The sequence below is a fragment of the Granulicella mallensis MP5ACTX8 genome (genome assembly GCF_000178955.2).
Taxonomy (GTDB): domain Bacteria; phylum Acidobacteriota; class Terriglobia; order Terriglobales; family Acidobacteriaceae; genus Granulicella; species Granulicella mallensis.
Genome location: NC_016631.1, coordinates 1730726 through 1757172 on the forward strand (window position 1 = coordinate 1730726; position 26447 = coordinate 1757172).

The window sequence follows — 26447 nt, forward strand, 5'->3', positions numbered from 1 at the left end:
GGCGAACGAATCGTTTCGTTCTTCTCAGCCATTCGACCGATTCCGTTGGAGGGATTGTCCTGTGAGACTCATCGATAATTTTGTAGGAAGATATGTTGCTTATCCTGCAGTTGCAGCTCTTTTAGCCGCATGTATCACCATGTCTGCTCCTGCTCAACAGAATCCTCCCCCTGGCGGTCATCTGGTCGATGACTGGACGCATCATCATGTCATCTTCTCCGACCCCGGTACGGAGCAGGACGCGATCAAGAAGGGCAGGCACGCGGAATGGCTGCGCATTGTGAACGATCCTCGCTATCGTATGCAGCAGATCCGGCGGGCAGCTGAAGCCAGGCAAGCATCACACTTTGGCTCAGACCCCTGGAATGATAGGGAACACGACAGGCGGAGGGACGGGCATCCTCCCGCAGGGAGTGAGGATGAGTCTATCCAGAGAGACTGGGCCGTGACGGTGGGTGCAGCGGGGGCGTCTACTGCGATCGATACCTATCCTGCGAAGTTCACGTTTGACGTAAATGCCGTTCCTAGCTGCTCTCAGGATTACGTGATTTACCCTGTCAATGTTGCCGGCTCCACGACTCAGGCAAATATTCTTGGCGTCAACAATCTCTACAAAACCACCTGCACCACGGGAACGGTGCCAAATGTAGAGTTTGCTTATAACGTTGGCACAGGCATCGTCGAAACTTCTCCGGTTCTTTCTGAGGATGGCACCAAGGTCGCTTTCGTGGAGAGCATTCAGGGTGGCCTCTTGAATCTTTCCGGGTCGATCTTTCACGTTCTTACGCTGGGCACCAATGGGAACACAGGTTGCCCTAGTTCTCCATGCAACGGAAATGCCAGCAACAAACCTGTGGCTCCAGGCACCCTGAACAACGCAAAGGACGTCAAAATTCTGATGCAGGCCGCTACCCTTCTCGGCCTGAATGCTTTCGGTTCTACTGATTTCAAGTCATCGCCTTTTGTCGATTACACGAACGACATTGCGTATATAGGGGACCTCAACGGAGTGCTGCACAAATTCACAGGGGTATTTCAAGGAATTCCAGCCGAAGTCATTACCGGGGGGTGGCCGTTTGTCGCCCCGGTGCCTCTTCTCGGTACAGCAGCCTCTTTTGGTAGCCCGGTTTTCGATGGAGGGGCTAGTCAGAACATCTACGTTGCCAGCCTTGCGAACGGCTCTAACACCGGGGGGCAGATCTTCTGCGTTACCACGGCGGGTGCTGCCTGTGCTACTCCTAGTATCCAGGCTGGTACCGGCGGCATCCAGGATAGTCCGATTGTAGACAGCACGACAGAGAAGATCTTTGTAACGAATAACAACGGTTCATCGAATGCGCTGCTTCAGGTGTCTACGTCGTTAGCCTCAGCGTCGTTGATTACAGCCAACATGGGCGCAGCCGGGACCGACCTCTATGATGGGGCATTCGATAATGCCTATTTCGCAAACGGAACCAACACGGGACATATGTACTTCTGTGGAGGCGGCACGCTGTACCAGGTCCCGATCTCAAACGGCACCATGGGGACTGCGGCTGCTGCCACTACTCTCAAGCTAAGCACTGCCACAGGCGGGCAAGCTGATTGCACGCCGCTTACCGAGGTCTTTAACCCGAATATCACGATCAGTGGAACCACGGGCCATGACTTGCTCTTTCTGGGGGTGACGAACAAGGGCGCGCCCACAGGCTGCAATGGCGGAGCGTGCATCATGACCTTCGACATTACCAGTGGGGCCGTTCCCACTGCTCCCATAGCGACGTTCCCCTTAGCGACGGGTACGACGCTGCTGGGGACGAGTGGATTAGTTATTGACAACGTCTCCACTAGCACTGGAGGATCGCAGGTGTACTTCGGAAACCTGAATGCAGGTACTGGAGTGCAAGCTTCTCAAGCAGGGCTTCAATGAGGGGCAACATGAATGGACCGGAAGAGATCGACGAGATAACCGCGCAATCGGAGATACAGCCGCCGGCGAAGAAGCTCTATCGCAAACCTGAGTTTCGCTTCGAGCGCGTCTTCGAGACTCGGGCTCTGAGTTGCGGCAAGATATCGACGATCCAGGCCCAGTGCGCCCACAATCGAAAAAGCTCGTGACGGGCGATGTCATGCCTGTGGGGTTGCAGCAGCGCTCGGCATTGGGTTGTGAGCTGGTTGCCGAGGTGGCTCACAGCTTCGGTGAGGTCTGCCTCCAGGTCACAGGCTCCAGCATGATTCCGGCGATCTGGCCGGGCGATGTGGTTGCCGTCCGGCGCTCTGATCTGGGAGAGTTGCGGCCTGGCCAGATTGTTTTATATCGACAGGAAAGAGGGCTGGTGGCTCACCGGATCGTCCATATTCAGGGCAATCTTTTGACTACTCGAGGAGATACGCTCCGGCATGACGACCCGCCGGTCAAGGCCTCTGATCTCGTGGGGCAGGTGCTTTCACTGGTTCGTAAGGGACAACGGGTGAATCTACGCCAATCCTCGTGGCAGTGCATCAGCGCGTCACTTCTGCGGCACTCGGACCTCTGCCTGCGCATGACGCTGCGTCTGGGGCTTCGCCTGCGGCGGCAGGGAACTGAGGAGATGGCATGACGCATGAGCCCGTCACAGCTGCCGGGCAGGGAATCATCATTGAGATCGGCGGCATACCCATCCAGGTGCGTAGTGAAAGCCCGGAGTTTCTGCGCATGTTGGAAGAGCGCTATTCCGGCTTTCTCAACGATGAGGCACACCCGGTCTTTGAATTCGATGTCGAGCTGGTGCAGCCGCGAAGGATCAGCGAAGAGGACGATGTCGTGGTGAGCTTCGATTCGGGCCGATGGTTGATCGAGCGTGGCGACTTTCGTGCGGAGTGGGAGCCGGAGACGCGGCGCGGAAAGATTATCCAGTCGGCAAACCCTTACTCGATTGACTCTGTTCTTCGCATCGTTCACACGCTCGTTCTGGCGAGGGAGGGCGGTTTGCTGGTGCATGCAGCCAGCGCGGTTCGGAATGGCAAAGCCTTTCTGTTTGCAGGTGTCTCCGAGGCGGGAAAAACAACGATCTCGCGTCTGGCTCCTGGGGATGTTACGTTGCTCACCGACGAGATTTCATATCTACGACGCGATGGAAATGGCTACGCCGCTTATGGCACGCCGTTTGCCGGAGAGCTGGCGAGGGCGGGAGAAAACGTTAAGGCTCCACTGGCGGCCTTGTATCTTTTGCGGAAGGGAACGGAGAATACGATCGAACCGGTGCGGCCGAACGATGCCGCGCGGATGCTGCTCGAAAACGTGCTGTTCTTTGCCTGCGATCCGGATCTGGTCGGTCTGGTCTTTGACGCAGCCTGCGAATTGGTGCAGCATGTCCCTGTGTACCGTTTGACTTTTTTCCCCGATGCACGAGTTTGGGAGCTGATTGGATGAGATCCGTTTATATTTCCAGGGCAACCGCCGTGGCCGCTCGTTCGCTCGATGGTGAAATGATGATCATGTCTGCCAGGGATTCCACTTTGTTCACACTGAATCCGGTAGGCACCATCATCTGGCAGTCGGCAGACGGAAAGATGCCGCTGGCGGAGATCGTGAAACAGAAGATTTGCGTGGAATTTGACGCTGACCCAGCGGAGGCATTGAAAGATGCCGAGCAATTTGTGAGCGATTTGGCTAGTCATGGCATTCTGGTCCTGTCCGACAGTCCGATCGCTCAGCCCGAGCTACACAGCAAAACTGTAACAAGGGGGTCATGATGAGCCTGATGCAGGAGCTTGGACAGCGTGCTTTGGACCGAGGCGTGCCGCTTAGCGTGCAACTCGACGTTACCTACCGCTGCAACGAGCGCTGCGTCCATTGCTATCTTGACCACGACGACCACGGCGAGATGACCACTGCGGAGATGCGCGATGTGTTGGATCAACTGGCTGACGCGGGCGTTTTTTTCCTTACCTTGAGCGGCGGCGAAGTCTTCATGCGCCAGGATTTTTTCGACATTGTGGAATACGCGCGCTCTTTGATGTTCTGCGTAAAGATCAAGACCAACGCATTCATGATCGGAGAAGAAGAGGCGCGCCGCCTGCACGAGCTGATGGTGCAGGATGTTCAGGTCAGCATCTACTCCCATCGCGCAGAGGTTCATGATGCCATTACGCTGCTTCCGGGCTCGTTGAAGCGGACCGTTGAGGGAATACGGCGGCTGCGGGCACAGGGGGTTAAAGTCATCGTCGCAAACGTCCTGATGATGCAGAACCTGGGCGACTATGGCGGAGTGATTCAACTTGCAGAGGATCTTGGCGCCGAATACACCATTGACCCGACGATCACCCCGATGATGGATGGGGATAGGAATGTACTCCGGCTGGGCCTGGGCGTGCCGCAACTGCAGGACGTGTTTCGCAACTCCGATCTGGTGGGGGACGTCGATGAGTTTTGCGCCCCGCCGCCTGCAATGCATGAGGATGTCCTAAGAGAGTTACCGTGCAGCGCCGGTCACACGGCATGCTATATCTCGCCTTACGGAGACCTGTACCCCTGCGTGCAGTTCCCTTTGCCCAGCGGTAATGTGCGCAGCCAGAAGTTCATGGACATCTGGCTCCACTCCGAACAACTTAACGATGTTCGTTCCATCTCCGCGGCCGATCTGCCGGTGTGCTCGGGCTGTGGTCATGTCGGCTCCTGTTCACGCTGCCCCGGACTGGCTTATTTGGAAGGAAATATGCGTGGACCCTCCACGCAGGACTGCCAAAAATCCTTCGCGCGGACTGGGATCGAATCTGCGAACATGCGGCTCAAAAAGGCTGGATCAGGATCTTCAAGTCTGGTTCAGATTGCCGCGTTGCCAGCCTGAAGTTCAGATTTTGGTGGGAGCTCCGGAGAGTGCATGCCTGAAAACAGTAATGAAGCTACATGGGACCCGGTGTGGGAAGAGATCTTCCAGCGTAAGGAATGGGGTAAGTATCCGCCTGAGCACGTGGTTCGTTTTGTAGCGCGTAATTTTTACCGGGCTACAGAGCGCAGCGGCGTTCGGATTCTGGAGATCGGTTGCGGACCGGGTGCAAATGTCTGGTTTATGGCGCGCGAAGGTTTTGCGGTCTCTGGTATCGATGGTTCTTCGACCGCTATCCAGAAGGCAGGCCAACGATTGAGCAACGAAGGCCTGGCGGCTGATTTGCGCGTCGGCGATTTTGCTCAGTTGCCGTGGCCGGATGCAAGTTTCGATGGCGTCGTAGAGAATGTCAGTCTTTATACAAATCCCTTGAACAGCATCCAACGCGCGTTGCGCGAGGTGCATCGTGTGTTGAAACCTGGGGCACCGTTTCTTTCTTCGTCTTTTAGCGATCGAACGTGGGGCTATGGTCTGGGTGAATGGGTGGAGCCTGATAGCTTTACAAATATCCAGGAGGGCCCGATTGCCGGTACCGGGTTCTGTTTTTTTCTGAAGCGAGAGAAAGTTCCCGGCCTCTTTCAGGATTTCTCCGATGTGACTATCGAACGAATCTCCCAGACGCTGGACGGGGAGCAACATCTGGTAGAACAGATTGTGGTCACCTGCCGTAAGCCTGGGAAATGAATCATGCAAAAATCCGCACTTGAGCTTCTGACTGTAGCGGATTCAGAGCGATGGAGCACCTTGGTTGTTCATTCCGCCACGCCTGATGTCTACTACTTGCCTGCATACGTCCACGCAACGGCAGAGATCGAACACACGGAGCCTGTGGCTGTCGTCGCAGGACAGGATTCCTGCCGGCTCCTCGCGCCCTTACTGGTTCGCAAGATGACAGCCGGGGTGAACGGTTCAGAGAATGCGCCGGGAGACGTCTCCGGCATCCAGTGGAGCGATGCTTGTTCTCCCTATGGCTATGGAGGTCTCCTGCCTCTATCGAACAGCCAGACAGTGGATGCCGACAGCCTGCGCTATTTTTTTGACGACCTTCGCGGTTGGTGTTCTTCTCGTGATCTGGTTTGCTGCGTGCTTCGTTTGCATCCGCTCATGAATCAGGCCGAGTGGTTTCTGCAGGAGGAGCCATGGCAGAAGGACCTGAAGATAGATCTTCGGGGCTCGACCGTCGCAATCGACCTGGGTCGCTGGGATGACGCCCGGGATTGTCCGGACGGGATGAGAAAAGGCAGGCGTTCCGATCTGAACGTTGCCCGGCGCGACTTGCGCGTGACATGGACCAGCGGGGAAGACCTTGACGTCGGCCTGAACCTCGATCGTTTTCTTGCTCTGTATGAACAGGCCATGGAAAATCATGGCGCCGCCGGTTTCTACAAATTTCCTCCCGAGTATTTTTCACGTTTGGCTTCACTAGAACAACGTTTCAGCATTGCTTTTGCATGGCTGGGCGATCAACTCGCCGGAGCAAGCATCTTTCTGGCAGGGCGCGATTATGCTCATTATCATCTTGCCGCCGGCAATGAACTGGGGATGAAACATAAGGCTGCCACGCTGCTGCTGGTCGAGGGTGCGAAGTGGGCGCGACGGCAAGGCTGCAAGCTGCTGCATCTCGGCGGCGGAGTGAGTCCCGGCGATTCGCTCGAAGATTTCAAGCGCAGCTTCGGGACAGAGTTATATCGTTATGCTTATCTTGTAATGGTCACCGATCCGGAACGCTTCGAGCAGCTCTGTCAGTTACCGAATGCACCGTGGCCCTACAACGTGAGCCGCACATGAGTTTGGAAAGAAAGGGACGGACGCCATTGAGATCGATTGGAGTCGTGACGACGTCGCGCGCGGACTATAGCTGCTATCGCCCGCTCCTGAATGCCTTCCAGGCCGATCCGGAGATATCGCCTAAGTTATATGTCTCCGGCACGCATCTCTCTGCGGAGTTTGGGATGACTGTGCGGTCCGTTGAAGACGACGGAATCGAGATTGTCGAACGGGTGGAGATGCTGCTCTCCTCCGACACGCCGGAAGCTATTGCCAAGTCGATGGGGCTGGGCCTGATCGGGTTTGGCCAGGCCTTCAGCAGGTACCGCCCGGAGATCCTCATCGTGCTGGGTGACCGGTATGAGATGCTCGCCGCAACACTCGCCGCGCTACCCTTCAAGATTCCCATCGCACATCTCAGCGGGGGCGAACTGACGCAAGGCGCGATCGATGACGCTCTACGGCACAGTATTACCAAGCTGAGCCATCTGCACTTTACGGCTACGGAAGCCTATGCTCGCCGCGTCATTCAATTAGGCGAAGACCCAAAGCGTGTTTTTGTATCCGGTGAACCGACGCTCGATCATATTTCGACCGCACCGAGGCTCACTCCCGAGGAGCTGAGAAAACGCTTTGGCATCGACGTCGAGCGTCCCTTCCTTCTTGTGACCTTCCATCCTGTCACTCTGGAGTACGAAGACGTGGAGCGGCAGATCGATGAGCTGCTGGCCGCTCTCGATCAAGCCGGTTTTGCGGTGATCTTTACCATGCCGAATGCTGATACCTCCGGACGAATCATCACGGCAAGAATCCGGCAATGGATCCAGTCCCATCCTGGAGCTGCTGATCTGGTGGATAACTTTGGCTCTGAGGCTTATCACAGCGTATTGTGCCGCGCGATTGCTGTAGTCGGCAACTCTTCCAGTGGGATCATCGAAGCGCCGTCCTTTAAGGTTCCGGCGATCAATGTTGGTACCCGTCAAGCGGGTCGCATCCGCGCGGAAAGTGTCATCGATGTAGGAAATGAACGAGCAGAGATCCTGGCAGCGATACGGAAGGCAGCTTCCAGTGAGTTTCGCAGCTCGCTGCAGTCCCTGGTGAACCCTTACGCAAGCAAGACAAACTCGGCTGTGTCTACGATCGTCGATGTTCTGAAACGCGTTGAGTTGGGCAACGCGCTCCTACACAAGAAGTTCTATGACCTATGAGCCTCAAGGCTGCATAGGCTCCAGTTGGATGTCGTCCACCCAGAACGTTCCTTGAATCTGTGTCTCCCCGGGATGACGCTGTATGGCCAGCAGTAGAAGCTTTGTTTCAGGTCCGGTTGTCAGTTCTGTATCCAGGCGATGCCAAGGTGTAGTGCCGATCGTTTCTTCCGTAGATCCAAGCACCGTCTTGTTATAGCCATCCAGCAAAGTAAGCGCCGGGCCGTTCGCGGTTTCGATATCCTCGCTCTTCACCCATGCCGAAAGGCGATAACGTGAGTCAGGGTGGACTGCAATGTATTGAAAGATGCCGGCGTCGCTACCGTTAAGGCTGTATACCAGCTTCAGAGAGGGAGCCGCGTTGTGGAACGCTGTGTCGTCAAGAGTGAGCGCGATCTGCGGCACCGGGCTATAACGCCAGTCAAAGCCCGAATTAAGGATGTCCTGAGTAAAGGAACCATCCATCACCAGATGATTCGGTTGCCCATACGCTTGCAGCGCTGCCGACATGGACGAAAGCTGCTTCCATGCCTCGCTTGCCTGGTCTACGGCATGGGCCTGGATCAGGCTATCGATATAAAAGAGCCCATGGTGGTAGTCGAAGGGGACCTTCGTTTGCATGAGGGCCAGCCATATCTGGTGTGCGGAATTGGAGTCATCTGTCGATAGCAGGAGCTTGATAAAGGCTAAGTAGACTTCAGGGTTTGGGGGAAGAATGCTTTGCATGCGCTGTATGTCATGCAGAGATTGCCAGCAGCTATTCAGTACGGATGGAGCAAGCGACGGCTCCTCCTGCAGAACGATCGCGAACTGATGCAAAGCCTCGTTTGTATCTCCTTGAAGCAGGAAAAAGTTAGCCGCGCTCCAGGCCGTGTCCGGAGTCGTGGGATCGACAGCGAGCGCTTTATAGGCTGCAGCTCGGTTCAACGGAATGTTTCCGACGGAATAATATGCCTGCGCGAGATCCAGCCAGATGGCAGAGCTATAGGGATTCAGTTCGGAGGCTTTTCTGCATTCGCCTACGGCTCGTTCGGTTTGCTGAGAGACGAAGAGCATGCTGCGGCATAGCTGCTCGTGATAGGTTGCGTTTTGCGGTGCGAGGGCAACAGCTTTTTCAATGGAAGGCTGGTCCAGATGATCGGCAAGCTGCTGTGCGCGATATACCCTGACCGCGAACCACGCATAACTCGCCATCACCATGGCACAAGCAACGAATAAAAATATTCGTCGCCACCGGCCTTGTTCGAATGCCTGCTCCATCATGAGAGGATCCCCAATTACCGGCTAGGAAGGCTAGGAAGATGTGTGGAGAGTTTCATCGTGTTCACTCTCTGGGTTCTGGTCTAAGTCCCTCGCTTCGCCTGGCTTCATCTCCTGGCTCTTCATCTTATTTGCGGCATAGTAACCGGACCTGCCCCCGTAGTGGTAATAATCCGGCGAGCCCAGATCCGCGGCATTTACGACCACTCCCAACACGTCGGCGTTTACGCTGTGAAGTAGACCGCATGTGTGCCGGACGTGGGCGGCAGTCGTTTGACCGGAGCGGATGATCAAGAGCACAGCATCCGTTTCAACGGACAAAAGAACGGCATCCGTGACCGTAATCACCGGAGGAGAATCGATGATGACGTGGTCATATTCTTCGCACCACTTCTTGAGAAGATCGCGCATCAGCGATGAGCTCAAGAGTTCAGAAGGATGCGGAGGCACAAGACCTGCCGGGAGAACAAACAGGTTGGGTTGAACCGTGGACTGAATAGCGTCTCGGACCTTGGCGCCTCCGGTCAGGACGTTCGATAAACCCACGTGCCCTTTGATCTTGAATGCGGTGTGAACGCTTGGACGGCGCATGTCGGCGTCTACCAGCAGAATTCGCTTTTCCTGCTGCGCCATCACAATAGCTATATTGATGGAGGTCATCGTCTTCCCGTCTTCAGGGACGGAACTCGTAACCAGGATGGAGCGCGGCGGATGGGAGACGCTGGAAAGAAGAATCGAAGTGCGCAACGCTCGATAAGCTTCTGCAATCTCCGATCGCGGTTCCAGATAGCTGATTAACGGCTGCGGCCCTGTACCGGTGCCAGGCATTTTGTTGAGCAGACGTGATCTTGCAGCATTTGTACCCGCCTTGTCGAAGACGGGCTGCATGGGAATCACTCCTAGTACCGGTAGCCCAGATGTAGTTTCTGCCTGCTCTGGCGTGCGCACTGTAGCGTCAAGAGCCTCCAGGCCAAAAGCAAGCGCTATGCCGACGACGAGACCGACGAGCAGGGCAAACTCCAGATTCCTCGGAATATTCGGTTTCGTCGGATAGCGCGGCAAGCGCGCCCGATCCACTACGCGAGTATTGCTGGAGGTCAACCCCGCCGCAAGGCTGGCCTCCTTGAGCTGCTGCAACAATCCATCATAGATCTGGCGGTTGGAGTCGGCCTCCTGCTTGAGGATTTTGTATTCGATGGCATTTTGGTTGAGCTGATCGGCAATGCCCATTTGTTCCCCCAGCGCCTCCTGTAGCATCTGCTCGCGATTCACGGCTGTCTGGTAGTCATTATGAATGCGACTTACGCTGTTCTTCACCTGCTCGTTGATGCTCTTATTCAGTTGGTCAAGCTGGCTCGTGATCTCCCGCATCTGCGGATAGCTTTGGCCGGCCCATGTGTCAAGCTGTGCATATCGAGTCTGCAGCTCGGATTGCCGCTGGCGGAGCGCGCTAAGAATGGGGTCCTGGAGAATCACGCTCAGCGTCGATGGGTCGCCCCTCTTCGCGACGTTGTAGAGAGACTCCTTTTGGATTCGATCTGCCTGGGCAGAGGTTAGCTCTCTGTTCAGTTCGTCGAGTTTTTCCGTTGTCAGGTTTTGCTTGTCGTCCGTGCCAACAATAGCGTGTTCTTTTTGGTACTGGACCAGCTTGGCCTGCGCAGTTTCCATCTTGATCTGCATATCGGCCAGTTGCTTGGAGAGCCAATCAGCAGCCTGCATGGTGCTGTCGTATCGCGACTTCACATTTTGTTCTATGTACGCGGCGGTGATCCCATTCGCGATCTCTGCCGCCAATGCGGGACTTGGGTCGGAATACCCAACCTGAACCAGGGTCGTGTCGGGGATCTGCTGTATCGTCAGATTGCCCTGGAGCTTGCGAATAAGAGATTCCAGACGAAAACTTTCCTCGGCGGGCGATTGCGACACGGCGATGCCACCGTTGCTCTGCGTTTGGGCGCGACCCGCGAAATCGGCACGCGTATCGAGATTCATCCGATGAATGACTAATTCGGCCATCGTGTCCGACTGCAGAATCTTGACCTGAGTATTAATGCCTGCCTGGGGGTCTTCAAGGGCCGAGGACGAGCTGTTGTTGTCTTTGAAGTTGAGCGGGTTGGAAGTCGGCGGCGAAATCGTAATTTTCGTCACAGCTTCATAAATGGGGGTGGTATGCAGGCTGATCAACGCCGTCGTAATCAAAACAATGGCGACAGAAACGATCACAATCCATTTGCGTTTAAGCAGGATGTGCCAGTAATCGCTGATCGAATGTTCCCGTGCAGGTGGTCTATACATCTCCTGAAGAGATGCAAGCCGGGGCGAATCATGGCGTACCGGTTCGGCGAATTCTCCGCGCATTCTTCCAGTACTCATTTTCCCTTACCCTCGCACCTTGCCGAACTCCTGATGCTCTTCTGATTTGTCTCGGCGCGTGGTTACCAGCGCTGACAAAGCAAAAAAGAAAGCTGCGTTTGCGGGTATCTGCAGATTGAAGTCGACAAGCCCGTGAACCAGAATTCCGATGCATCCCAGAAATGCAGCCAGTCCCACGCTTGATTGCGTGTCGCTGCGCCAGTGATTCAATTTGTCGATGCCGTCACGAAACAGCACAGCTAGAAAAGCAGATGAGAAGGCAAAACCAACTATACCGGTTTCTACGAGTGTTTGAACAAAGTCGTTATGCGCTTCGTTCACCCATAAATTTGAATAAAAGCTACGGAAGGAAGGGTATACGGTCGAAAATGTCCCCAATCCCCAGCCCAGGAACGGCCGCTGGCGCAGCATCCTGAAGCTGTCTTTGATGATTGCGACACGTCCGGTTGCTCCAGCGTCGGAGATCGGGTTCAGCAGACGTGCGATTCTTTCCACCAATCCTGCGGGACGCAGCCATGCCAGCCAGGCAATCAGTGCCACGCAAAGAACTGCGAGCAGCAGAATCTCGCGGTAAGCGAAACGTCTGTTCCGGAACAAAATCAACGAGAGCACAGCCAACTCGACGGCAAACGCTATCATGCCTCCGAGAGATTGAGACAGGAAGATCGTGCTACCCATAACGACGGCGGCAAAGAGAAAAAAAGCCCGGCTGGCTTTTTCTCCTCGCTTGTCAATGGCAAGCATCAGTGGGAATGGGACAAGCATCTCCATCAAACCTGCATAATAGGCATGGTTCACGTAGGGTCCGTAGATCCATCCTCCATGATGTGTGGCTACGACCCAGTAGATCTTCCCGTTGAAGGTGAATTGCTGGACAATCGCAAAGAGCGAGAGCAGGAATCCATAGCCGGCGCAAAAAAAGCCAAAGGCCGACCGCTGCTTCCGCCGCTGGAAGACCTGCGACACAAGAAAGATGAGCCCACCGTAACAGGCATAGAGCAGCCCCTTCGACCATGTTGCATACCAGTAGGCCGTCTGATGCAGGAAGAGTTGAACCAGCACCACCCCCGCAAACAGAGCCATGGGGATGTACAGCGGATTAAAAAGGATGTGAAAGCCGCCATTCGCTACCTCTCGTGCAGCCCAAATGACAACCAGGCAAGCAACGGCGGCTTCCAGAATGCACATACTCCAGGGCTGAACGGCGCCAAAAGCCAATGGCCCGAATCCAAGGACGGCGCAAATTCCGGCTGCCAGGACAAAATCAAAGATCTGACCCATTTGGCTGACGGGCGCAGCACTGGGGGAAGTCCGGGTAGAGCCATGATGGATTCGCAGTTGGGTCAGAACTTACTCCTCGAAAGTAAATTACTTCTACGAAGCAAGGCTGGAATGCGCTCAGCCATCAGGGCGTCTCCAGCCTACGGTATCCAACCGCGCACCAGCAAACGGATTCGCTGAACATAATCCGCTGGAGACCGGCACCTTCCATCATGCGTCTTATCTGTTCGCGGGTAAAACGTTTTTCAATTCGCGTGCCGAAGCGATCCAGGGCGTCCGTGCGCATGGAATAAAAGCTCCGGTTGCGATAGGCGGACAAGGGGAAGGAGTCGACAGCAATACCCAACGCTTCAAGCAGCTTTGCGGTGCGCGCCAGCGGCCAGTAAACGAGCGTTGCGATGATGTCGGAGAGTGGCGACCGGACGGCAAACGGCAAAGTGCTGACGACTCGGCGAACAAAATCGGAGAGCCGCCAGAGAGCCCGAAACCAGGCCGGGCGGTTGTCGAAAGCGTAGTACAGGTAGATCAATAATGGCGCGCCCGGTTTTAGTTTGCGCACACAGGCTTTGATTCCTTCTTCCGTGTCCGGCACATGATGCAGCACGCCCAAAGAATAACCAAAGTCTGCGGAAGCGTCTGCGAGAGGGATTGCGTCGACCGAGGCACAGTAAAAGCTGCAGTTCGAATGCGCCTGGAGGTTGCGTCGGGCGACGTCCAGAGCCGCCGCGCTTGGGTCCACGCAGTGGAGAGTCCCCACCCGTTGCGCTACAAAGTGAGCCCAGCGGCCTGTGCCACATCCCAGATCGAAGCCTTCTGCATTCTGTGGCAGTTCGTGCCACGGAAAGATTTCAAAATACGACTGAAAGAGCCTCTGCAGATCAGGATTGTCCCGCTCCGTATGGTCGAATTTGCCCCATTGCTCGCCAAAGGCTTTCACCACAGCCGGATCAAGGTTATTCATCGTACCTCTGCCGTCTGTGCCGCTCTGGTTTGCAGCACTGACTCGTACATACGAATGTAGCCATCGACCGTGTTTTCGATGCTCAAGTGACGCACCCGTTGAAGGCCTGCCATGCGCATCTCGTTTTGCCGTTCCGGCGATTGGATCAAAGCATTGAGATGAGAGGCCAGCGCCTTGTCGTCTTCGGCAGGGAAGAGGATTCCCACCCCTGCAACGAGCTGGGCCAGACCTGGGACATCGCTCGCCACAACCGGCAGCCCTGCAGCCATTGCCTCACACGCGGCGATGCCGAAACCATCGGAATGCGTGGGATGAACGTAGATATCCGACGCTTTCAATACTGCTCCGACATCCTTCCGCCAGCCCAGAAAGGTTACCCGGCTTCGGATTCCGAGAGACTGGGCCATCTGTTCAAGCTGAGGGCGCAAGGGGCCGTCTCCAACGAAAATAAGGTGCGCATCTGGAACTGAAGGTAAAGCTCGCAACAGGGTTGCGTGATCTTTCTGGGCTTCAAACCGAGCGGTGAAAACCAGCCGAGTAACATGATGCGGTACATGATCCAGCATCGCGGGCTGGGCATCTTCGAACGCGTCAAGAGGGATTCCGTTGGCGATGACCGTAGTCCTGGCCGCAATGTCAGGGCACCACTCGATGAGGTGTTTCGCTGTGGCCTCGCTGTTGCAGGCAATGCGCTTGTAGTGCGGATACATCCAGCGATCGAGCGGCCGCATCCACCAGCGGCGGCGTGCATTCCAGGTGTTGTGTTCGGTCGTCACCAGTGGGGTGCGATCTTTCCAAAGCGCCACGGCCAGAACAGCCCACAGTTGCGCCGGAAAGAGATGCACATGGATAAGGTCATATCCGCGCAGAAGCCTGGCCAGCGCCAAGATTTGGCGCGGTGAATACAGGTTACGCACCTCTGTAAATTGCAACCGTATGTCGTTGTCCAGGAGGTCCTGCTCAAGAGGGCTAGGCCTGCGGATCAATACCAGTACATCGCATGTGACCCCACGCACCTGAAAATGCGGAGCCATGCCTGTCAGCATAACTTCCGCTCCGCCGCGATTCAGAGAGTCAATGACATGAACGACGCGCATGGTCCTATCTCGGAAAAGTTGTGGCGAAGTATCGGCTATCGGTTGATTCAAAATACATTGTCCGCCAGGCAACATGCTACACTGGCCGCAGTTTGAGGTTGGTCATCAGACTTGATTGAGGGCCAAATGGGCATCCCCGCTACAAGGGTCATTCATGAATCCATGAAGGCAGCCCCCCCGCGGAGCATCGTTCAATATTTGTTCGTGATCAAGCTGGTGGCATTCGCCTCGATTGCCACCTCTCCTTTCTGGCTGACGGCTCTCTTTTTTTCCGACCCGCAGGATTATTCCTACACCGCATCTCTTATCTGCGTTCCGTTGCTGGCCATTGTTTGTGCGGTAGCAATCGCGCACTTTACACAGAACGATCCCTATCTCAGGCGGCTGTCGATGGCCAGTCTGATGGCGCACATGGTCGCCTCCAGCGTGTTTCTATGGGTGGGTATTGTTGTCTATGGCGGGATTGCGGATACATTCCACTATTGGACTGTCGGAATGGGGATTGCGAGTCAATTCCAAATTGTAGGTTGGAGCATATTTCAGCCGCCTTATTGGAGCACTAATTTAATCTTTAACCTGTGCGGCCTCGCGGCGTTGCTCATCGGCGATGCGATGCCAACCCTTTTTATTGCCTCCGCGTTCCTTTCCCTGGCTGGGGGATATCTGTTCTATCGCGCATTCGTGAGCGCGTTTCCTGAGGGAGACCGATGGCTTTTCGGTCTTCTCGTTCTGTTACTGCCGTCGATCTTATTCTGGTCCAGCTTTATAGGGAAAGATGCGCCCATCCAATTTTTTATCGCGTTAACCTGTTTTGGGTTTGCCCGATTAATGGAGCGCCCTGGTCCCCGAAGCGTTCTTCTTTGCGCGGCTGGGCTTGCGGGTGCTTTGCTGATACGGGCTCATGTGGCCGCGATGCTTGCCCTTGCCATGACCGCTTCTTACGTCGTGGGCAGACCCAGGGCCGGGGGAGCCAATCGAGCGGCAAAAATTATTCTCATCCCGATATTGCTGGCCGGCTCATATTTTCTCGTAAACCAGGCGAAGAACCTGGTTGACTCACAAAGCGATAATGCATCGAGTGTCGTTGAGCAGGCGAATACTCTCACCAAGTTCAGCCAAACGGGCGGCTCCTCCTTTAACGAAGGAGTGTCTCTGCCGGTCCGCATCATCGAGTCTCCTTTCCTGATATTCCGGCCGTTCCCGTGGGAGATACACAGTTCCATGGCCTTTGTGTCCGCTCTTGAATCAGCCGGCTTGTTATTTCTTTGCTGGCGCCGGCGTCGCGAGATCCGGTCGACTCTGCGACAATGGCGAAACCCCTATGTCAGCTTCGTTGTCATGTACTCGCTTATTTTCCTGATCACATTCGGAGGTGCCATCAGCAATCTGGGAACCCTGCTGCGTCAGCGCATCATGATGATGCCGGTTGTGCTGATGATTCTATGCGCGAAACAAGTGCCTCTGGTTCAAGTCCCTCTGCGGCGGCTAGCCAGGAGCGCGAGGCAGATGTCTCCGGCAGGAGACCGCATTCCAGTGGGGGATTGAACTCTCATGTGCGGAATCAGCGGCTTTCTCGATCTCAACCATGCAACCCCGGCCCCTGAGCTGCGGCGCATCGCCATGCGCATGGCCGATACCCTGCGCCACCGTGGGCCCAACGATGCAGGCGTATGGGCTGATGAGGGTGCTGGTATTGCACTCAGCATGAGACGGCTGGCGATCCTCGATCTTTCCCCTGCCGGGCATCAACCCATGGAATCAGCCAGCGGCCGCTACATGCTCGTCTTCAACGGCGAGATCTATAACTATCAGGACCTGCGCAACGAGCTTTCCCCTGCGTATTCCTTCCGGGGAAGTTCCGATACCGAGGTGATGCTCGCGGCCTTCGAGCAATGGGGTATCGAATCGTCGGTGCCCAGATTGAACGGGATGTTCGCCTTTGCCTTGTGGGATCGCCAGGAAAGAAGCCTGACTCTCGGACGCGATCGTTTTGGAGAAAAGCCGCTCTACTATGCCAGGATGGGAAGCCATTTTATCTTTGGTTCGGAGCTGAAGGCTCTGCGTGCTCATCCTCGATTTGCAGGTGAAGTGGATGTGGATGCAGCAGCACTCTTTCTGCGCTATAGCTGTGTCCCGGCGCCTTATTCCATCTATAAGCACACCAGCAAGCTGCCCGCCGCGACGCTGTTGAAAGTCTCGGCCGATGATTTCGCATCAACACCGCAGCCCTATTGGTCATTGCGTAGCGTCATTGACGAAGCCGTATCCCATCCCTTCGACGGCAGCGAGCACGAAGCGGTGGAACAACTGGACTCCATCCTGCGCGATGCTGTTCGTATTCGCATGCATTCGGATGTTCCGCTTGGGGCGTTTCTTTCGGGAGGAATCGACTCCTCCATCATCGTGTCGTTGATGCAGGCCCAGAGCCGGACCCGGGTGAAGACATTCACGATAGGGAGCCATGACAAGGAGTTCGACGAAGCCCAGGATGCCGCGAAGATCGCCGCTCATCTGGGAACGGAACATACCGAGCTCTATATAACCGCTGAGAAGGCGATATCGGTGATTCCGCTGCTTCCGAGGTTCTACGACGAGCCGTTCGCGGACTCCTCGCAAATTCCAACCCTGCTGGTTTCGCAACTCGCGAAGGAACACGTAACTGTGAGTCTCTCCGGCGATGGCGGCGACGAACTCTTTGGTGGGTACACCCGCCATATATGGGGAGACACGCTCGACCGCCTTCATCGCGTGCCGCTTTTTCTGCGCAGATTCGGAGCAGCCGGTATCAAGACTATCCCTCCGGGCGGCTGGGATCTTCTCTCTCAAATGAGCTGGCCGGTAACTCCGGCACGATGGCGGCAGCGCATACCGGGACACAAGCTGCACAAGCTGGCCTCCCTGTTGGAAAGCCGTAGTGTTCACTCACTCTACGAAAAACTGTCCTCTCACTGGCTGGATGCTGCGAAGGTTCTGCCGGGAGCTTCCTTCATCCCGTTCTCCGAAGACAATCCATCTAGCCTTCGTCATTCGGCTGAGAACCTCATGTATCTGGACGCCATCGGTTATCTGCCGGACGACATCCTGGTTAAACTCGACCGGGCAACCATGGCCGTCAGCCTTGAGGGACGGGTTCCATTCCTGGATCATCGGGTAGCGGAGTTTGCCTGGAGATTGCCGCTGTCCATGAAGATTCGCCAGCGGCAAGGGAAATGGATTCTTCGCCAGGTGCTTTACCGCTACGTGCCGCGTGAGATGGTCGACCGCCCCAAGTCGGGCTTTGGAATCCCGCTGGCAGCCTGGCTGCGCGGCCCTCTGCGCGACTGGGCCGAATCGCTTCTGGACGAGAGGCGCCTGCGGCAGGAAGGATTCTTCAACCCGGCGCCGATCCTGAAGATGTGGCGAGAACATCTCTCGGGAAAGCAAAATTGGGAATACCATCTGTGGGATGTGCTGATGTTCCAGGGATGGCTCGAAGAAAGCCGCCGCACCCCTGCCGGTCTATCTTCCGATAGCGAAGACATTGCCAACGCAACGGTGGAAAGGGCATGAGCGATCGCCCCATCAGCGTACTGCATGCCGTGACAGACCCTATCAGTACGATTCTGATGCGCGGGCAGTTGGCTTATTTACAGACCAATGGTTTCGAGCCTGCTCTTTTAACCGGCTTTGGACGGCAGTCACAAGACCAGGAGTCAGGGGGAGGATATCCCGTGCATCGCGTTGCCATGACAAGAGAGATTGCGCCGGGAGCCGACCTGCGGTCTTTGTTCGATCTATGGCGGCTTCTCCGCCGCATCAGGCCCGTCATCTGCAACGCTGGTACCCCTAAAGCAGGACTTCTGGTGGGTCTGGCGGCATGGCTCACTCGTGTCCCTTGCCATGTCTACACCCTGCGCGGGCTGCGCCTGGAGACGGCAACCGGCATCAAGCGCAGCCTCCTGATGCTGACGGAAAAAACAGCATGCTTCACCGCGCATCGTGTGATCTGCGTGAGCTCCAGTCTTCGCGAGCGTGCCATAGCCCTGGGGCTTGTGGCGCGGTCCAAGACGGTCCTGCTTGGAGCCGGAAGCAGCAATGGTGTGGACTCCGGCCGGTTCGAGCGGACTCCCGAAAAAGCAGTGCTGGCAACGGCTTTGCGCGAAGAGCTAGGCATTCGCCCCGGTCAGCCTGTCATCGGTTTTGCAGGAAGACTTACAAGGGACAAAGGGCTCCCCGAATTAGTTACGGCCTTTCAAACGGTGCAAGAAAAAATGCCGGAGGCCGTTCTATTGTTAGTGGGAGACTATGAGCAGGGAGATCCTGTTCCCGAGGAGACCAGGAACGCTATCGCATCAGAGGCTGGAATTCGCCATGTCGGGTTCACCTCCCAGATCGATCTGCATTACCTTGTCATGGATATTTTTGTGTTGCCCACCCATCGCGAAGGCTTTCCTAACACGGTTCTCGAAGCGCAGGCCGCAGGGCTTCCCGTTGTCACCACCGATGCCACCGGGGCGGTAGATGCGATTGAGGACGGAATCACCGGAGTGCTGACTCCTGTTGGAGATGCTGACAAGCTGGCGGAAACCTTGTTGTCGCTCTTATCGGACCCCAGCAGGATGCAGTCGATGGGATCGTCAGGCAGGGAACGCATCTTGCGCGAGTTTCGGAATGAGAGGATATGGCAAGAATTAACCTTGTTCTATCGAGCCATGCTCCAGGAGCGCGGTTATCCTCTTCCCACCGGCTCCTCCGTGGAGGCAGTGCGATGCGCGCAAACGCAATAAGGGCAGCCTGCAAACGCATTCTCGACCTCGCAGGCTCGTTGACTGCTCTGGTGGCTTTTTCGCCAGTAATTCTCGGCGTAGCTCTTGTTATCCGGCTGACAATGGGAAGGCCGGTGCTCTTTCGCCAGCCACGGGCAGGGCTGCATGGACAGCCATTTATCTTATTCAAGTTTCGAACGATGGCTGAGGCCCCATCCACGGTAGTCGATCCGTCTACGGATGCAGCACGCCTCACTGGATTAGGAGCAACCCTGCGTCGCTTCAGCCTCGATGAGCTTCCTCAATTATGGAATGTATTGAAAGGGGAGATGAGCCTCGTGGGACCGCGTCCTTTACTGATGGAATATCTCCCGCTCTACTCTCCGGAACAGGCAAAGAGACATCGAATGAAGCCGGGCATCACAGGTCTCACGCAGGTCAAAGGACGCAACGCGCTCACCTGGGAAGAAAAATTTCAGTGGGACGTCTGGTACGTCGAGCATTGGAGCCTCTGGCTCGATCTCCGTATTCTTTTATCCACCGTCGTAAAGATCTTCAAACAAGAGGGAATCAACCAGCAAGGCCAGGCAACGGTACAGAAGTTTGGAGCTGAGCGAAGATGAGAGCAAGAGAGAACGAAGGTCTCGTAGTCGTCTATGGCACAGGCGGGCACGGTAAGGTGATCGTCGATATTCTGCGGGCCAATGGCATCCGGATCGCAGGCTTTCTCGATGACAATCCGCAGAAGCGTTGCGACGAATATGGCCTGAAGATTTTGGGCGGCGCAAAGTGGCTCAAAGAAGAAGCTGCAAGGCAAACGATCGTCGTAGCACTGGGCATTGGTGATAATTTTGCACGCCGCGCAGTCGCGGGACGCTGTATCGCGGAGGGTGCCTGTCTATTGACCGCAGTGCATCCGTCAGCAACCATCGCGGCTTCAGCAATCCTCTCTCCGGGAATCGTGATTATGCCTCATGCTGTCATCAATGCCGACGCAGTGATCCGGCAAGGTGCAATCATCAATACCGGCGCGATCGTGGAACATGATTGTACTGTCGGAGATTTCGCGCACCTGTCGCCCAGGGCTGCCATTGGCGGGAACGTGCAGGTGGGAGATCTTTCATGGCTCGGTATGGGGTCTATCGTCATTCCCAATCGCAAAGTCGGCACAGGGTCCATCATCGGAGCCGGGGCAACGGTCATCCATGACATTGGAGATTGGACCGTTGCCGTCGGAACGCCGGCACGTGTTTTGAAAGAACTGGAACCTCGGAGCTGAATCGGATGAACCTCTCTACTCAAGCTCAACTCGCGATCGAAGGCGCACAGCCTCTGCGCAAACATCCCTTTGCTCCATGGCCGTCCTTTTCACAGGAAGAGATCGCAGCGGTTACGCGCGTCCTCGAATCGGGAAAGGTCAATTACTGGACCGGTGACCAAGGCAGGCAGTTTGAGGCGGAGTTCGCCGCATTTACAGGCTGCAAGCATGCCATCGCGCTGGCCAATGGAACCGTCGCGCTGGAACTGGCATTGCAAGCGCTCGGTATCGGCCCCGGAGATGAGGTCATCAGCACCAGCCGCACCTTCATTGCATCGGCCAGTTGTACTGTCATGCGCGGAGCAACTCCCGTGATGGCAGATGTCGATCGCGATTCCCAAAACATTACAGCCGAAACGATTCGCGCTGTGCTGACTCCGCGTACACGCGCTATTATCGCCGTCCATCTTGCCGGATGGCCCTGTGACATGGACCCGATCCTCGACCTTGCCCGCGAACACGGGCTAAAGGTCATCGAAGATTGTGCACAGGCGCACGGAGCAACGTACAAAGGACGCCCCGTAGGTTCCATGGGCGACGTGAATGCCTTCTCCTTCTGCCAGGACAAGATCCTAACCACTGGCGGCGAAGGCGGCATGTTGACCACGAACGATACGGCTCTCTGGTCGCGCGCGTGGGCCTATAAAGATCATGGAAAAAGTTATGATGCCGTTTATCATCGGCATCATCCACCGGGATACCGATGGCTGCATGAAAGCTTTGGCACGAACTGGCGGCTTACGGAGATGCAAAGCGCCATAGGCCGTCTGCAACTCGGAAAGCTGCCGCAGTGGGTACAGGCGAGAAGGGAATTAGCGGACGTGCTGACCGAGCGGTTCTCCGCGATGCCGGCCCTGCGAATCACCAAGCCTACTGCTGAGTCGATGCATTCTTTCTACAAGTACTATGTTTTCCTTCGGACTGAGCGTCTGCGGGAGGGCTGGGACCGGCAACGCATTGCCGATGCCATCAACGCAGAAGGCGTGCCGTGTTTTTCCGGAAGCTGCAGCGAGATCTATCTGGAGAAGGCTTTTCCCGCGGAGCTTCGTCCGCCGACAAGGCTTCCTGTTGCTCAGGAGCTGGGTGAAACCTCGCTGATGTTTCTCGTGCATCCGACGCTCAATAAGAGTGATATGGAGGATGCCGCCGACGCTGTAGAAAAGGTTCTGGCATCAGCCGCCAGATAATTCCTCTAACGTGAGAGACCGTAATAGGCAACGCCCGAAGCCAGCGCAACAGCTACGTCGATAGACCTGGAAGCTGCTTGCTTTCCTTTGCTCGGCGGGATAAATAGGATATCGTTCGCTTGCATCGCGACATCCGGCAACTTCGAGACAAGAATTTTATCCAGCGGAACCAGGATTTCTTTTTCTCCCTCGGGCGTTCTCCGAACGATCCTGGCCTTGGAAGGCTTGGCGAACTTGCCAAGCCCGTGGGCCATGGCAACCACCTTCATTACGGTGTATTGGCCCTTTTCATCCATAAGAAAACCGCTGGGTGCCAGTACCTCGCCCACCACATAGAGCACACCCGCTTTGGAGACGATGATGGTGTCTCCCTGTTGGACTGCGACATTCGCCTCCAACGACTTCACAGGATCACTCGTCAGAAATAAGGTCTGTGGTTCGATAGTACTGCCTTTGTGGGTAATCGTTATGACTTGTCCGGCACTCGGCGTTGTTCCGCCTGCTTCCGCAAAGATGTCAAAGAGCCTTCCCGCTCCAACAATCGGATAGATTCCCGTCTTACTCACTTCACCCATCAAAAGAACGCCACTTGAATAACTTGTGACCACGATGCTCACATGCGGGAATTTCAGTACGCCATCCTTGAGGTAAGCCTGTTCAACCACTCCCTGCGCGTTCTCCACGTGCAGGCCGGCGACGTGGACATCGTTGATGAGGGGCATATAGATATTGCCGGCGCTATTCACGACTACCCTTTGTGACAGATCGGGAGCGTTGAAGACGGAGATCTCCAGCACATCCCCCGGCGAGAGAATGTAGTGCGATTGATCGACAGAAGGAACCGCTGTCATCGCGGGAGGTGCTGCAGCAGGGCTTCCCGAGGCCTCAGGATAGGTCGAGGCAGGCGTGACAGGTGCGCCGTTGGCGGGATGCGTCTGCGCCTGCATTGCCTGTACGCCCACCATGAGTGGGAAGGCAATGAGAACGCTACGCAACCAACCGTGCCGCGGGGACCTGGAGGGTACAGTCTTCGAATAAAGAGTCGTCTTCAAGACAGAGCTCAACACTCAACCCCCGGCTGCACTAATATACACAGTTCTCTAAAGAGACAGCACCACGTCACTTTTGTGAGTTTAAACGGCCCCATGAATGAAGTGTATTTCATTGCCCCGGCTGCAAAGGACGTGAGGGAACACGCCGATCCAGCTCTTCGAACAGTGACTGCGGAGCAAGCGCCACGCGGGGATACAGCGTGGAGACGCTGTTTTCTACGAACAGCTCAATTTTTTCCGGGTCAAGGACTAACTCCTTAAACAGGCATACGGCCGTCTGGGCTGGAACAAGCCAGGGAAGACGGCGGGTTGTCAGGTGCATCTCTTTCTGGGATACAAATTCCCAGTCAGCGTACTCCGGGTAGAGCTCACGATGCTGATAAAAATACTCCTGCCGATTCAAATCGACTCCGCATAGAACAATGCGTTTGTAGCCCATGAGTACCGCAAGCGTCATGGTGCCGATGACCGAACCACCGTATTTGAAGAACCATGCCGTCTTTGCTCGTGGCGAAAAGGCTCCAATCGAACGCATATACCGAATGCCTGCGCGCAGCTCGTTCTCATTGCGTGCAACAACGGGCATCGAGAAGCCTGCGTACAGGTTCCTTTTCAGATCTTCCGGAAGTTCAAAGAACATCTGCCGCCGCTCAAGCGGCTCTACGTTGGTGACGATCTTTACAGTGTTTGCGTAGGCCGCTGAGCGACGTGTCAAAAGCGACTGAAAAGCGTCATACATGACCGGGTGGTCGTCATACGCTACATTCTCAAAGTGAAAAAATCGCGGAACGAAAGGATGGGCAGGCCAGAAGTTAAGGCCAATGCTGTCATGCTTGCCAATGATCTTCCACCTTGCGTCGGAGATATCGTTAATGGACCATGCGCTGCCCAGTACAAAGAGCGTATCGCTGGTACGCAGACTTTGCAGGTTGAGTGTTTCCAAAAGAGGCAAGCCGGCAATGGCCGCAGCCTTTGAGACACGAGCCGATTCTTCGCGGAGATTCACATGATGGTACAACCGGGACAGAAGCGGATGGGGCAGGCGCTTGGCCAGCGATCGGATCATTTCACGTCACCTTGCCGAACGGTAAGCCATCGTCAAACCGTGTAGCTTCCGATGGAGTAGGCTCCAAGATTCTGGCCGATCCATTCGATGGTCCGTTCCAGTCCTTCTCGCAATGAGACCCTCGGCTTCCACCCCGTAAGCGTGTTCAGTTGAAGACTGCTAGCGCAAAGACGATCTACCTCACTCGCTTCCGGACGCAATCGTACCTCTTCGACATCCACGGGGCATCTTGTCCCGGTCAGCTCAAAGATCAACTCCGCCAGCTCGTGAATGGAGATATCTATGCCACTACCGATATTCAACGTCTTCCCGATGGTTGCCGAGGACTCGGCAATGGCCAGGAATCCGGCTACCGTATCCGAGACAAAGTTGAAATCGCGCGTGGTGTGCAGGTTCCCTAACTTCACGGATGTCTGCGCAAGGGCCTGTGTAATGATCGTCGGAATCACAGCGCGCGATGACTGGCGCGGACCATAGGCATTAAAGGGACGCGCAATGGAGACCGGCAAGCCGAAAGAGAGATGGTACGACTCCGCAATTTTATCGGCGCCGATCTTGGTTGCGGAGTAGGGAGATTGCCCCTGTAGAGCATGGTTTTCATCGATCGGAACATACAGCGCCGAGCCATAGACTTCGCTGGTCGAGGTGCAGATCAGCCGCTCCGTTCCAGATTGCCGGGCAGCCTCCAGAACATTCAAGGTGCCTTCAATATTGGTCTGCACATACGATCGTGGAGACTCATACGAATATGGAATGCCGACCAATGCTGCGAGATGAAAGACAACATCCGCGTCTTTGACGGCCCGAAGCACACTCTCCTTATCGCGGATGTCGCCATGAAGAATCTCCATATCGGAACGCAACGGCGAGGTCGCCAACCAGCCCAAAGAGCCTTGCGAGGTATAGCGGAGCAGACAGCGTGTCCTGGCGCCCAACTGAACCATTTGTTCGGCGAGATGGCTCCCGATAAAACCGCCTGCACCGGTAACAAGAACGCGACGGTTATTCCATATAGATGAATCGCTCAATGTAGTAGCTCATCTCCGGTCTTAGACTACGCCCACTGCGCATCTGTGGACGCGCGCTCATATTGTTCTATCTGTCCGACATCCATCCATTGTTCCCGGATGGGGAAGCAGATCACGCGCTTTTGCGCATCGATCAGGCTGGTAATCAGCTCGGGCATGTCAAAGGCACGGTCCGCAGGAACCATTCGGCACACGCTCGGTTGAATCAGGTAGATGCCCGCATTTATAAAATGGCGCACCAGCGGTTTCTCCTCGATGCTGACAGCATCGATTCCCTCCATGTGGATGACGCCATAGGGAATTCTTGTCTCGTGCTGCTGAACCGCGACTGTCATGTCGGCTTGATGCTCACGATGGAACTCCAGCATCGCCCGAAAGTCGATGGAGGTCAATATATCTCCATTGATGACGAGTAAAGGCAGGTCTCCCACCGAGGCCCTTGCCAGAGCCCCGGCTGTGCCCATGGGCCGTTCTTCGTCAACATATTCGATGTGGACGCCAAAGTCCTTCCCATCCTGAAAGTGCTCGACAATGCTCTCCGCCAGATAGTGGGTGGAGATGCTGACGTGTTGAATTCCAGTGGCGCGAAGCTTCTCTACCAAGTGCTCGAGGATCGGTTTGCCGTTCACCGGCAGCATCGGCTTGGGACAGTTTTCAGTGAGCGGCATCAGCCGCTTACCGAATCCGCCCGCCATGATGAAGCCGTCCAGAGGCAGGGCAACCGCCGCCAGATAGTCTGAATCGAGCGCGATATCTACCACACGCTCTTCCGCATCCAACAGCGGAATCTGCCGGATACGAGCCTCGGCCATCAATCGGCATAACTCTTCAGGCGACGTGCCAAGGGTGGCCGTTATTGGGCGGCTATTGCCCTTGCGGGTTGAAAGAAGCTTGCTAACCGGCTGATCCAGTTCAATTCCTAAAAGGATTGCGCGCCGTACATCCCCGTCGGTAATCGTCGCCTCAAGCCGCCTGTCTTCGTCAACGACCAGCGTAATCCCTAAAGCACAATGGTCCATGAGGCTCATCAGTTCGCGAACTGCCTGCGACCTGGTGATGAGCGGCAACTCATGGGATGGATTGGCTGGCATCGAGGTGTCTCCGCTTACGGATCAATCGGCAGGGTCTGCCGGATCACACATTTCGTGCTACATCTGAACTACACAACGCCAGCACCAATACAGGCTCGACTGCCATTCCTTTGGTCGAAGTATAGCATCGGGCACTGAACACCCCGCTTGCACTTCCTGTTCAGTAAAC

25 protein-coding genes are annotated in these 26447 nt (G+C 55.7%); 16 read left to right on the forward strand and 9 right to left on the reverse strand.

Features of this window, described 5'->3' with window-relative positions:
- Nucleotides 1–61 precede the first annotated feature (61 nt).
- The 9 genes from ACIX8_RS07345 to neuC are packed head-to-tail and all read left to right on the forward strand — an operon-like array spanning nucleotide 62 to nucleotide 7822.
- Nucleotides 62–1909: a hypothetical protein gene (locus ACIX8_RS07345; protein WP_014264703.1), complete on the forward strand. Its 1848-nt coding sequence runs from the start codon at nucleotides 62–64 to the stop codon at nucleotides 1907–1909.
- Nucleotides 1910–1917: 8 nt separating this feature from the next.
- Complete coding sequence (locus ACIX8_RS07350; RefSeq protein WP_014264704.1) at nucleotides 1918–2097, forward strand: hypothetical protein; 180 nt, start codon at nucleotides 1918–1920, stop codon at nucleotides 2095–2097.
- Nucleotides 2094–2579 (forward strand): S24/S26 family peptidase, encoded by a 486-nt coding sequence (locus ACIX8_RS07355; protein ID WP_044176322.1) that lies wholly within the window; start codon nucleotides 2094–2096, stop codon nucleotides 2577–2579. The genes ACIX8_RS07350 and ACIX8_RS07355 overlap by 4 nt, the downstream gene beginning before the upstream one ends.
- Nucleotides 2576–3391, forward strand: coding sequence for a hypothetical protein (locus ACIX8_RS07360; protein WP_014264706.1), 816 nt, complete (start codon nucleotides 2576–2578; stop codon nucleotides 3389–3391). Before ACIX8_RS07355 ends, ACIX8_RS07360 begins: the two co-directional genes overlap by 4 nt.
- Entirely contained in the window at nucleotides 3388–3714 is a 327-nt protein-coding gene (locus tag ACIX8_RS07365) for a PqqD family protein (protein WP_014264707.1), read from the forward strand. Before ACIX8_RS07360 ends, ACIX8_RS07365 begins: the two co-directional genes overlap by 4 nt.
- Complete coding sequence (locus tag ACIX8_RS07370; RefSeq protein WP_083836637.1) at nucleotides 3711–4808, forward strand: radical SAM/SPASM domain-containing protein; 1098 nt, start codon at nucleotides 3711–3713, stop codon at nucleotides 4806–4808. Before ACIX8_RS07365 ends, ACIX8_RS07370 begins: the two co-directional genes overlap by 4 nt.
- A 33-nt stretch (nucleotides 4809–4841) precedes the next feature.
- Entirely contained in the window at nucleotides 4842–5531 is a 690-nt protein-coding gene (locus ACIX8_RS07375) for a class I SAM-dependent methyltransferase (RefSeq protein ID WP_014264709.1), read from the forward strand.
- A 3-nt stretch (nucleotides 5532–5534) separates the two neighbouring features.
- On the forward strand, nucleotides 5535–6635 hold the full coding sequence (locus tag ACIX8_RS07380) for a GNAT family N-acetyltransferase (RefSeq protein WP_014264710.1): 1101 nt from the start codon (nucleotides 5535–5537) through the stop codon (nucleotides 6633–6635).
- Nucleotides 6632–7822 carry a UDP-N-acetylglucosamine 2-epimerase gene (neuC, locus tag ACIX8_RS07385; protein ID WP_014264711.1) on the forward strand — a complete coding sequence of 397 codons (1191 nt, stop codon included), beginning with the start codon at nucleotides 6632–6634 and terminating at the stop codon, nucleotides 7820–7822. The genes ACIX8_RS07380 and neuC overlap by 4 nt, the downstream gene beginning before the upstream one ends.
- A gap of 3 nt (nucleotides 7823–7825) precedes the next feature.
- Here neuC and ACIX8_RS07390 read toward each other — a convergent pair whose 3' ends face one another.
- The 3 genes from ACIX8_RS07390 to ACIX8_RS25890 are packed head-to-tail and all read right to left on the reverse strand — an operon-like array spanning nucleotide 7826 to nucleotide 12250.
- Nucleotides 7826–9082, reverse strand: a complete 1257-nt coding sequence (locus ACIX8_RS07390; RefSeq protein WP_014264712.1) for a tetratricopeptide repeat protein — start codon at nucleotides 9080–9082, stop codon at nucleotides 7826–7828.
- A gap of 30 nt (nucleotides 9083–9112) precedes the next feature.
- Nucleotides 9113–11437 carry a GumC family protein gene (locus tag ACIX8_RS07395; RefSeq protein WP_044176330.1) on the reverse strand — a complete coding sequence of 775 codons (2325 nt, stop codon included), beginning with the start codon at nucleotides 11435–11437 and terminating at the stop codon, nucleotides 9113–9115.
- A gap of 21 nt (nucleotides 11438–11458) precedes the next feature.
- Nucleotides 11459–12250 (reverse strand): O-antigen ligase family protein, encoded by a 792-nt coding sequence (locus tag ACIX8_RS25890; RefSeq protein WP_190273755.1) that lies wholly within the window; start codon nucleotides 12248–12250, stop codon nucleotides 11459–11461.
- Between the two features lie 24 nt (nucleotides 12251–12274).
- Between ACIX8_RS25890 and ACIX8_RS25895 the strand changes: the two genes are divergently transcribed.
- Nucleotides 12275–12913, forward strand: coding sequence for a hypothetical protein (locus ACIX8_RS25895; protein ID WP_190273756.1), 639 nt, complete (start codon nucleotides 12275–12277; stop codon nucleotides 12911–12913).
- Here the strand turns inward: ACIX8_RS25895 and ACIX8_RS07405 are convergent.
- Both ACIX8_RS07405 and ACIX8_RS07410 read right to left on the reverse strand, forming a co-directional pair.
- Entirely contained in the window at nucleotides 12858–13694 is an 837-nt protein-coding gene (locus tag ACIX8_RS07405; RefSeq protein WP_014264715.1) for a class I SAM-dependent methyltransferase, read from the reverse strand. The two genes, ACIX8_RS25895 and ACIX8_RS07405, sit on opposite strands and share 56 nt — an antisense overlap.
- Nucleotides 13691–14791 carry a glycosyltransferase gene (locus tag ACIX8_RS07410; protein WP_014264716.1) on the reverse strand — a complete coding sequence of 367 codons (1101 nt, stop codon included), beginning with the start codon at nucleotides 14789–14791 and terminating at the stop codon, nucleotides 13691–13693. Before ACIX8_RS07410 ends, ACIX8_RS07405 begins: the two co-directional genes overlap by 4 nt.
- 126 nt (nucleotides 14792–14917) lie before the next feature.
- Between ACIX8_RS07410 and ACIX8_RS07415 the strand changes: the two genes are divergently transcribed.
- From ACIX8_RS07415 to ACIX8_RS07440, 6 genes are read left to right on the forward strand one after another with little or no spacing between them, the layout of a single operon-like run.
- On the forward strand, nucleotides 14918–16336 hold the full coding sequence (locus ACIX8_RS07415; protein ID WP_014264717.1) for a hypothetical protein: 1419 nt from the start codon (nucleotides 14918–14920) through the stop codon (nucleotides 16334–16336).
- Between the two features lie 6 nt (nucleotides 16337–16342).
- The gene (asnB, locus tag ACIX8_RS07420) at nucleotides 16343–18340 is read left to right on the forward strand and encodes an asparagine synthase (glutamine-hydrolyzing) (RefSeq protein ID WP_014264718.1); all 1998 of its coding nucleotides are present in this window, start codon (nucleotides 16343–16345) and stop codon (nucleotides 18338–18340) included.
- Entirely contained in the window at nucleotides 18337–19557 is a 1221-nt protein-coding gene (locus ACIX8_RS07425; protein ID WP_014264719.1) for a glycosyltransferase family 4 protein, read from the forward strand. The genes asnB and ACIX8_RS07425 overlap by 4 nt, the downstream gene beginning before the upstream one ends.
- The gene (locus ACIX8_RS07430; protein ID WP_014264720.1) at nucleotides 19539–20159 is read left to right on the forward strand and encodes a sugar transferase; all 621 of its coding nucleotides are present in this window, start codon (nucleotides 19539–19541) and stop codon (nucleotides 20157–20159) included. The genes ACIX8_RS07425 and ACIX8_RS07430 overlap by 19 nt, the downstream gene beginning before the upstream one ends.
- On the forward strand, nucleotides 20156–20815 hold the full coding sequence (locus ACIX8_RS07435) for an acetyltransferase (protein WP_014264721.1): 660 nt from the start codon (nucleotides 20156–20158) through the stop codon (nucleotides 20813–20815). Before ACIX8_RS07430 ends, ACIX8_RS07435 begins: the two co-directional genes overlap by 4 nt.
- A 5-nt stretch (nucleotides 20816–20820) precedes the next feature.
- The gene (locus ACIX8_RS07440) at nucleotides 20821–22041 is read left to right on the forward strand and encodes a DegT/DnrJ/EryC1/StrS family aminotransferase (protein WP_014264722.1); all 1221 of its coding nucleotides are present in this window, start codon (nucleotides 20821–20823) and stop codon (nucleotides 22039–22041) included.
- A gap of 5 nt (nucleotides 22042–22046) precedes the next feature.
- Here the strand turns inward: ACIX8_RS07440 and ACIX8_RS07445 are convergent, their stop codons facing one another.
- The 4 genes from ACIX8_RS07445 to ACIX8_RS07460 form a co-directional block, all read right to left on the reverse strand.
- Nucleotides 22047–23093: a polysaccharide biosynthesis/export family protein gene (locus tag ACIX8_RS07445; RefSeq protein ID WP_014264723.1), complete on the reverse strand. Its 1047-nt coding sequence runs from the start codon at nucleotides 23091–23093 to the stop codon at nucleotides 22047–22049.
- Nucleotides 23094–23202: 109 nt separating this feature from the next.
- Nucleotides 23203–24159, reverse strand: a complete 957-nt coding sequence (locus tag ACIX8_RS07450) for a hypothetical protein (protein ID WP_014264724.1) — start codon at nucleotides 24157–24159, stop codon at nucleotides 23203–23205.
- A 32-nt stretch (nucleotides 24160–24191) separates the two neighbouring features.
- Nucleotides 24192–25187 (reverse strand): GDP-mannose 4,6-dehydratase, encoded by a 996-nt coding sequence (locus tag ACIX8_RS07455; protein ID WP_014264725.1) that lies wholly within the window; start codon nucleotides 25185–25187, stop codon nucleotides 24192–24194.
- Between the two features lie 26 nt (nucleotides 25188–25213).
- Nucleotides 25214–26278, reverse strand: a complete 1065-nt coding sequence (locus ACIX8_RS07460; RefSeq protein WP_014264726.1) for a nucleotidyltransferase family protein — start codon at nucleotides 26276–26278, stop codon at nucleotides 25214–25216.
- Nucleotides 26279–26447: the final 169 nt, after the last annotated feature.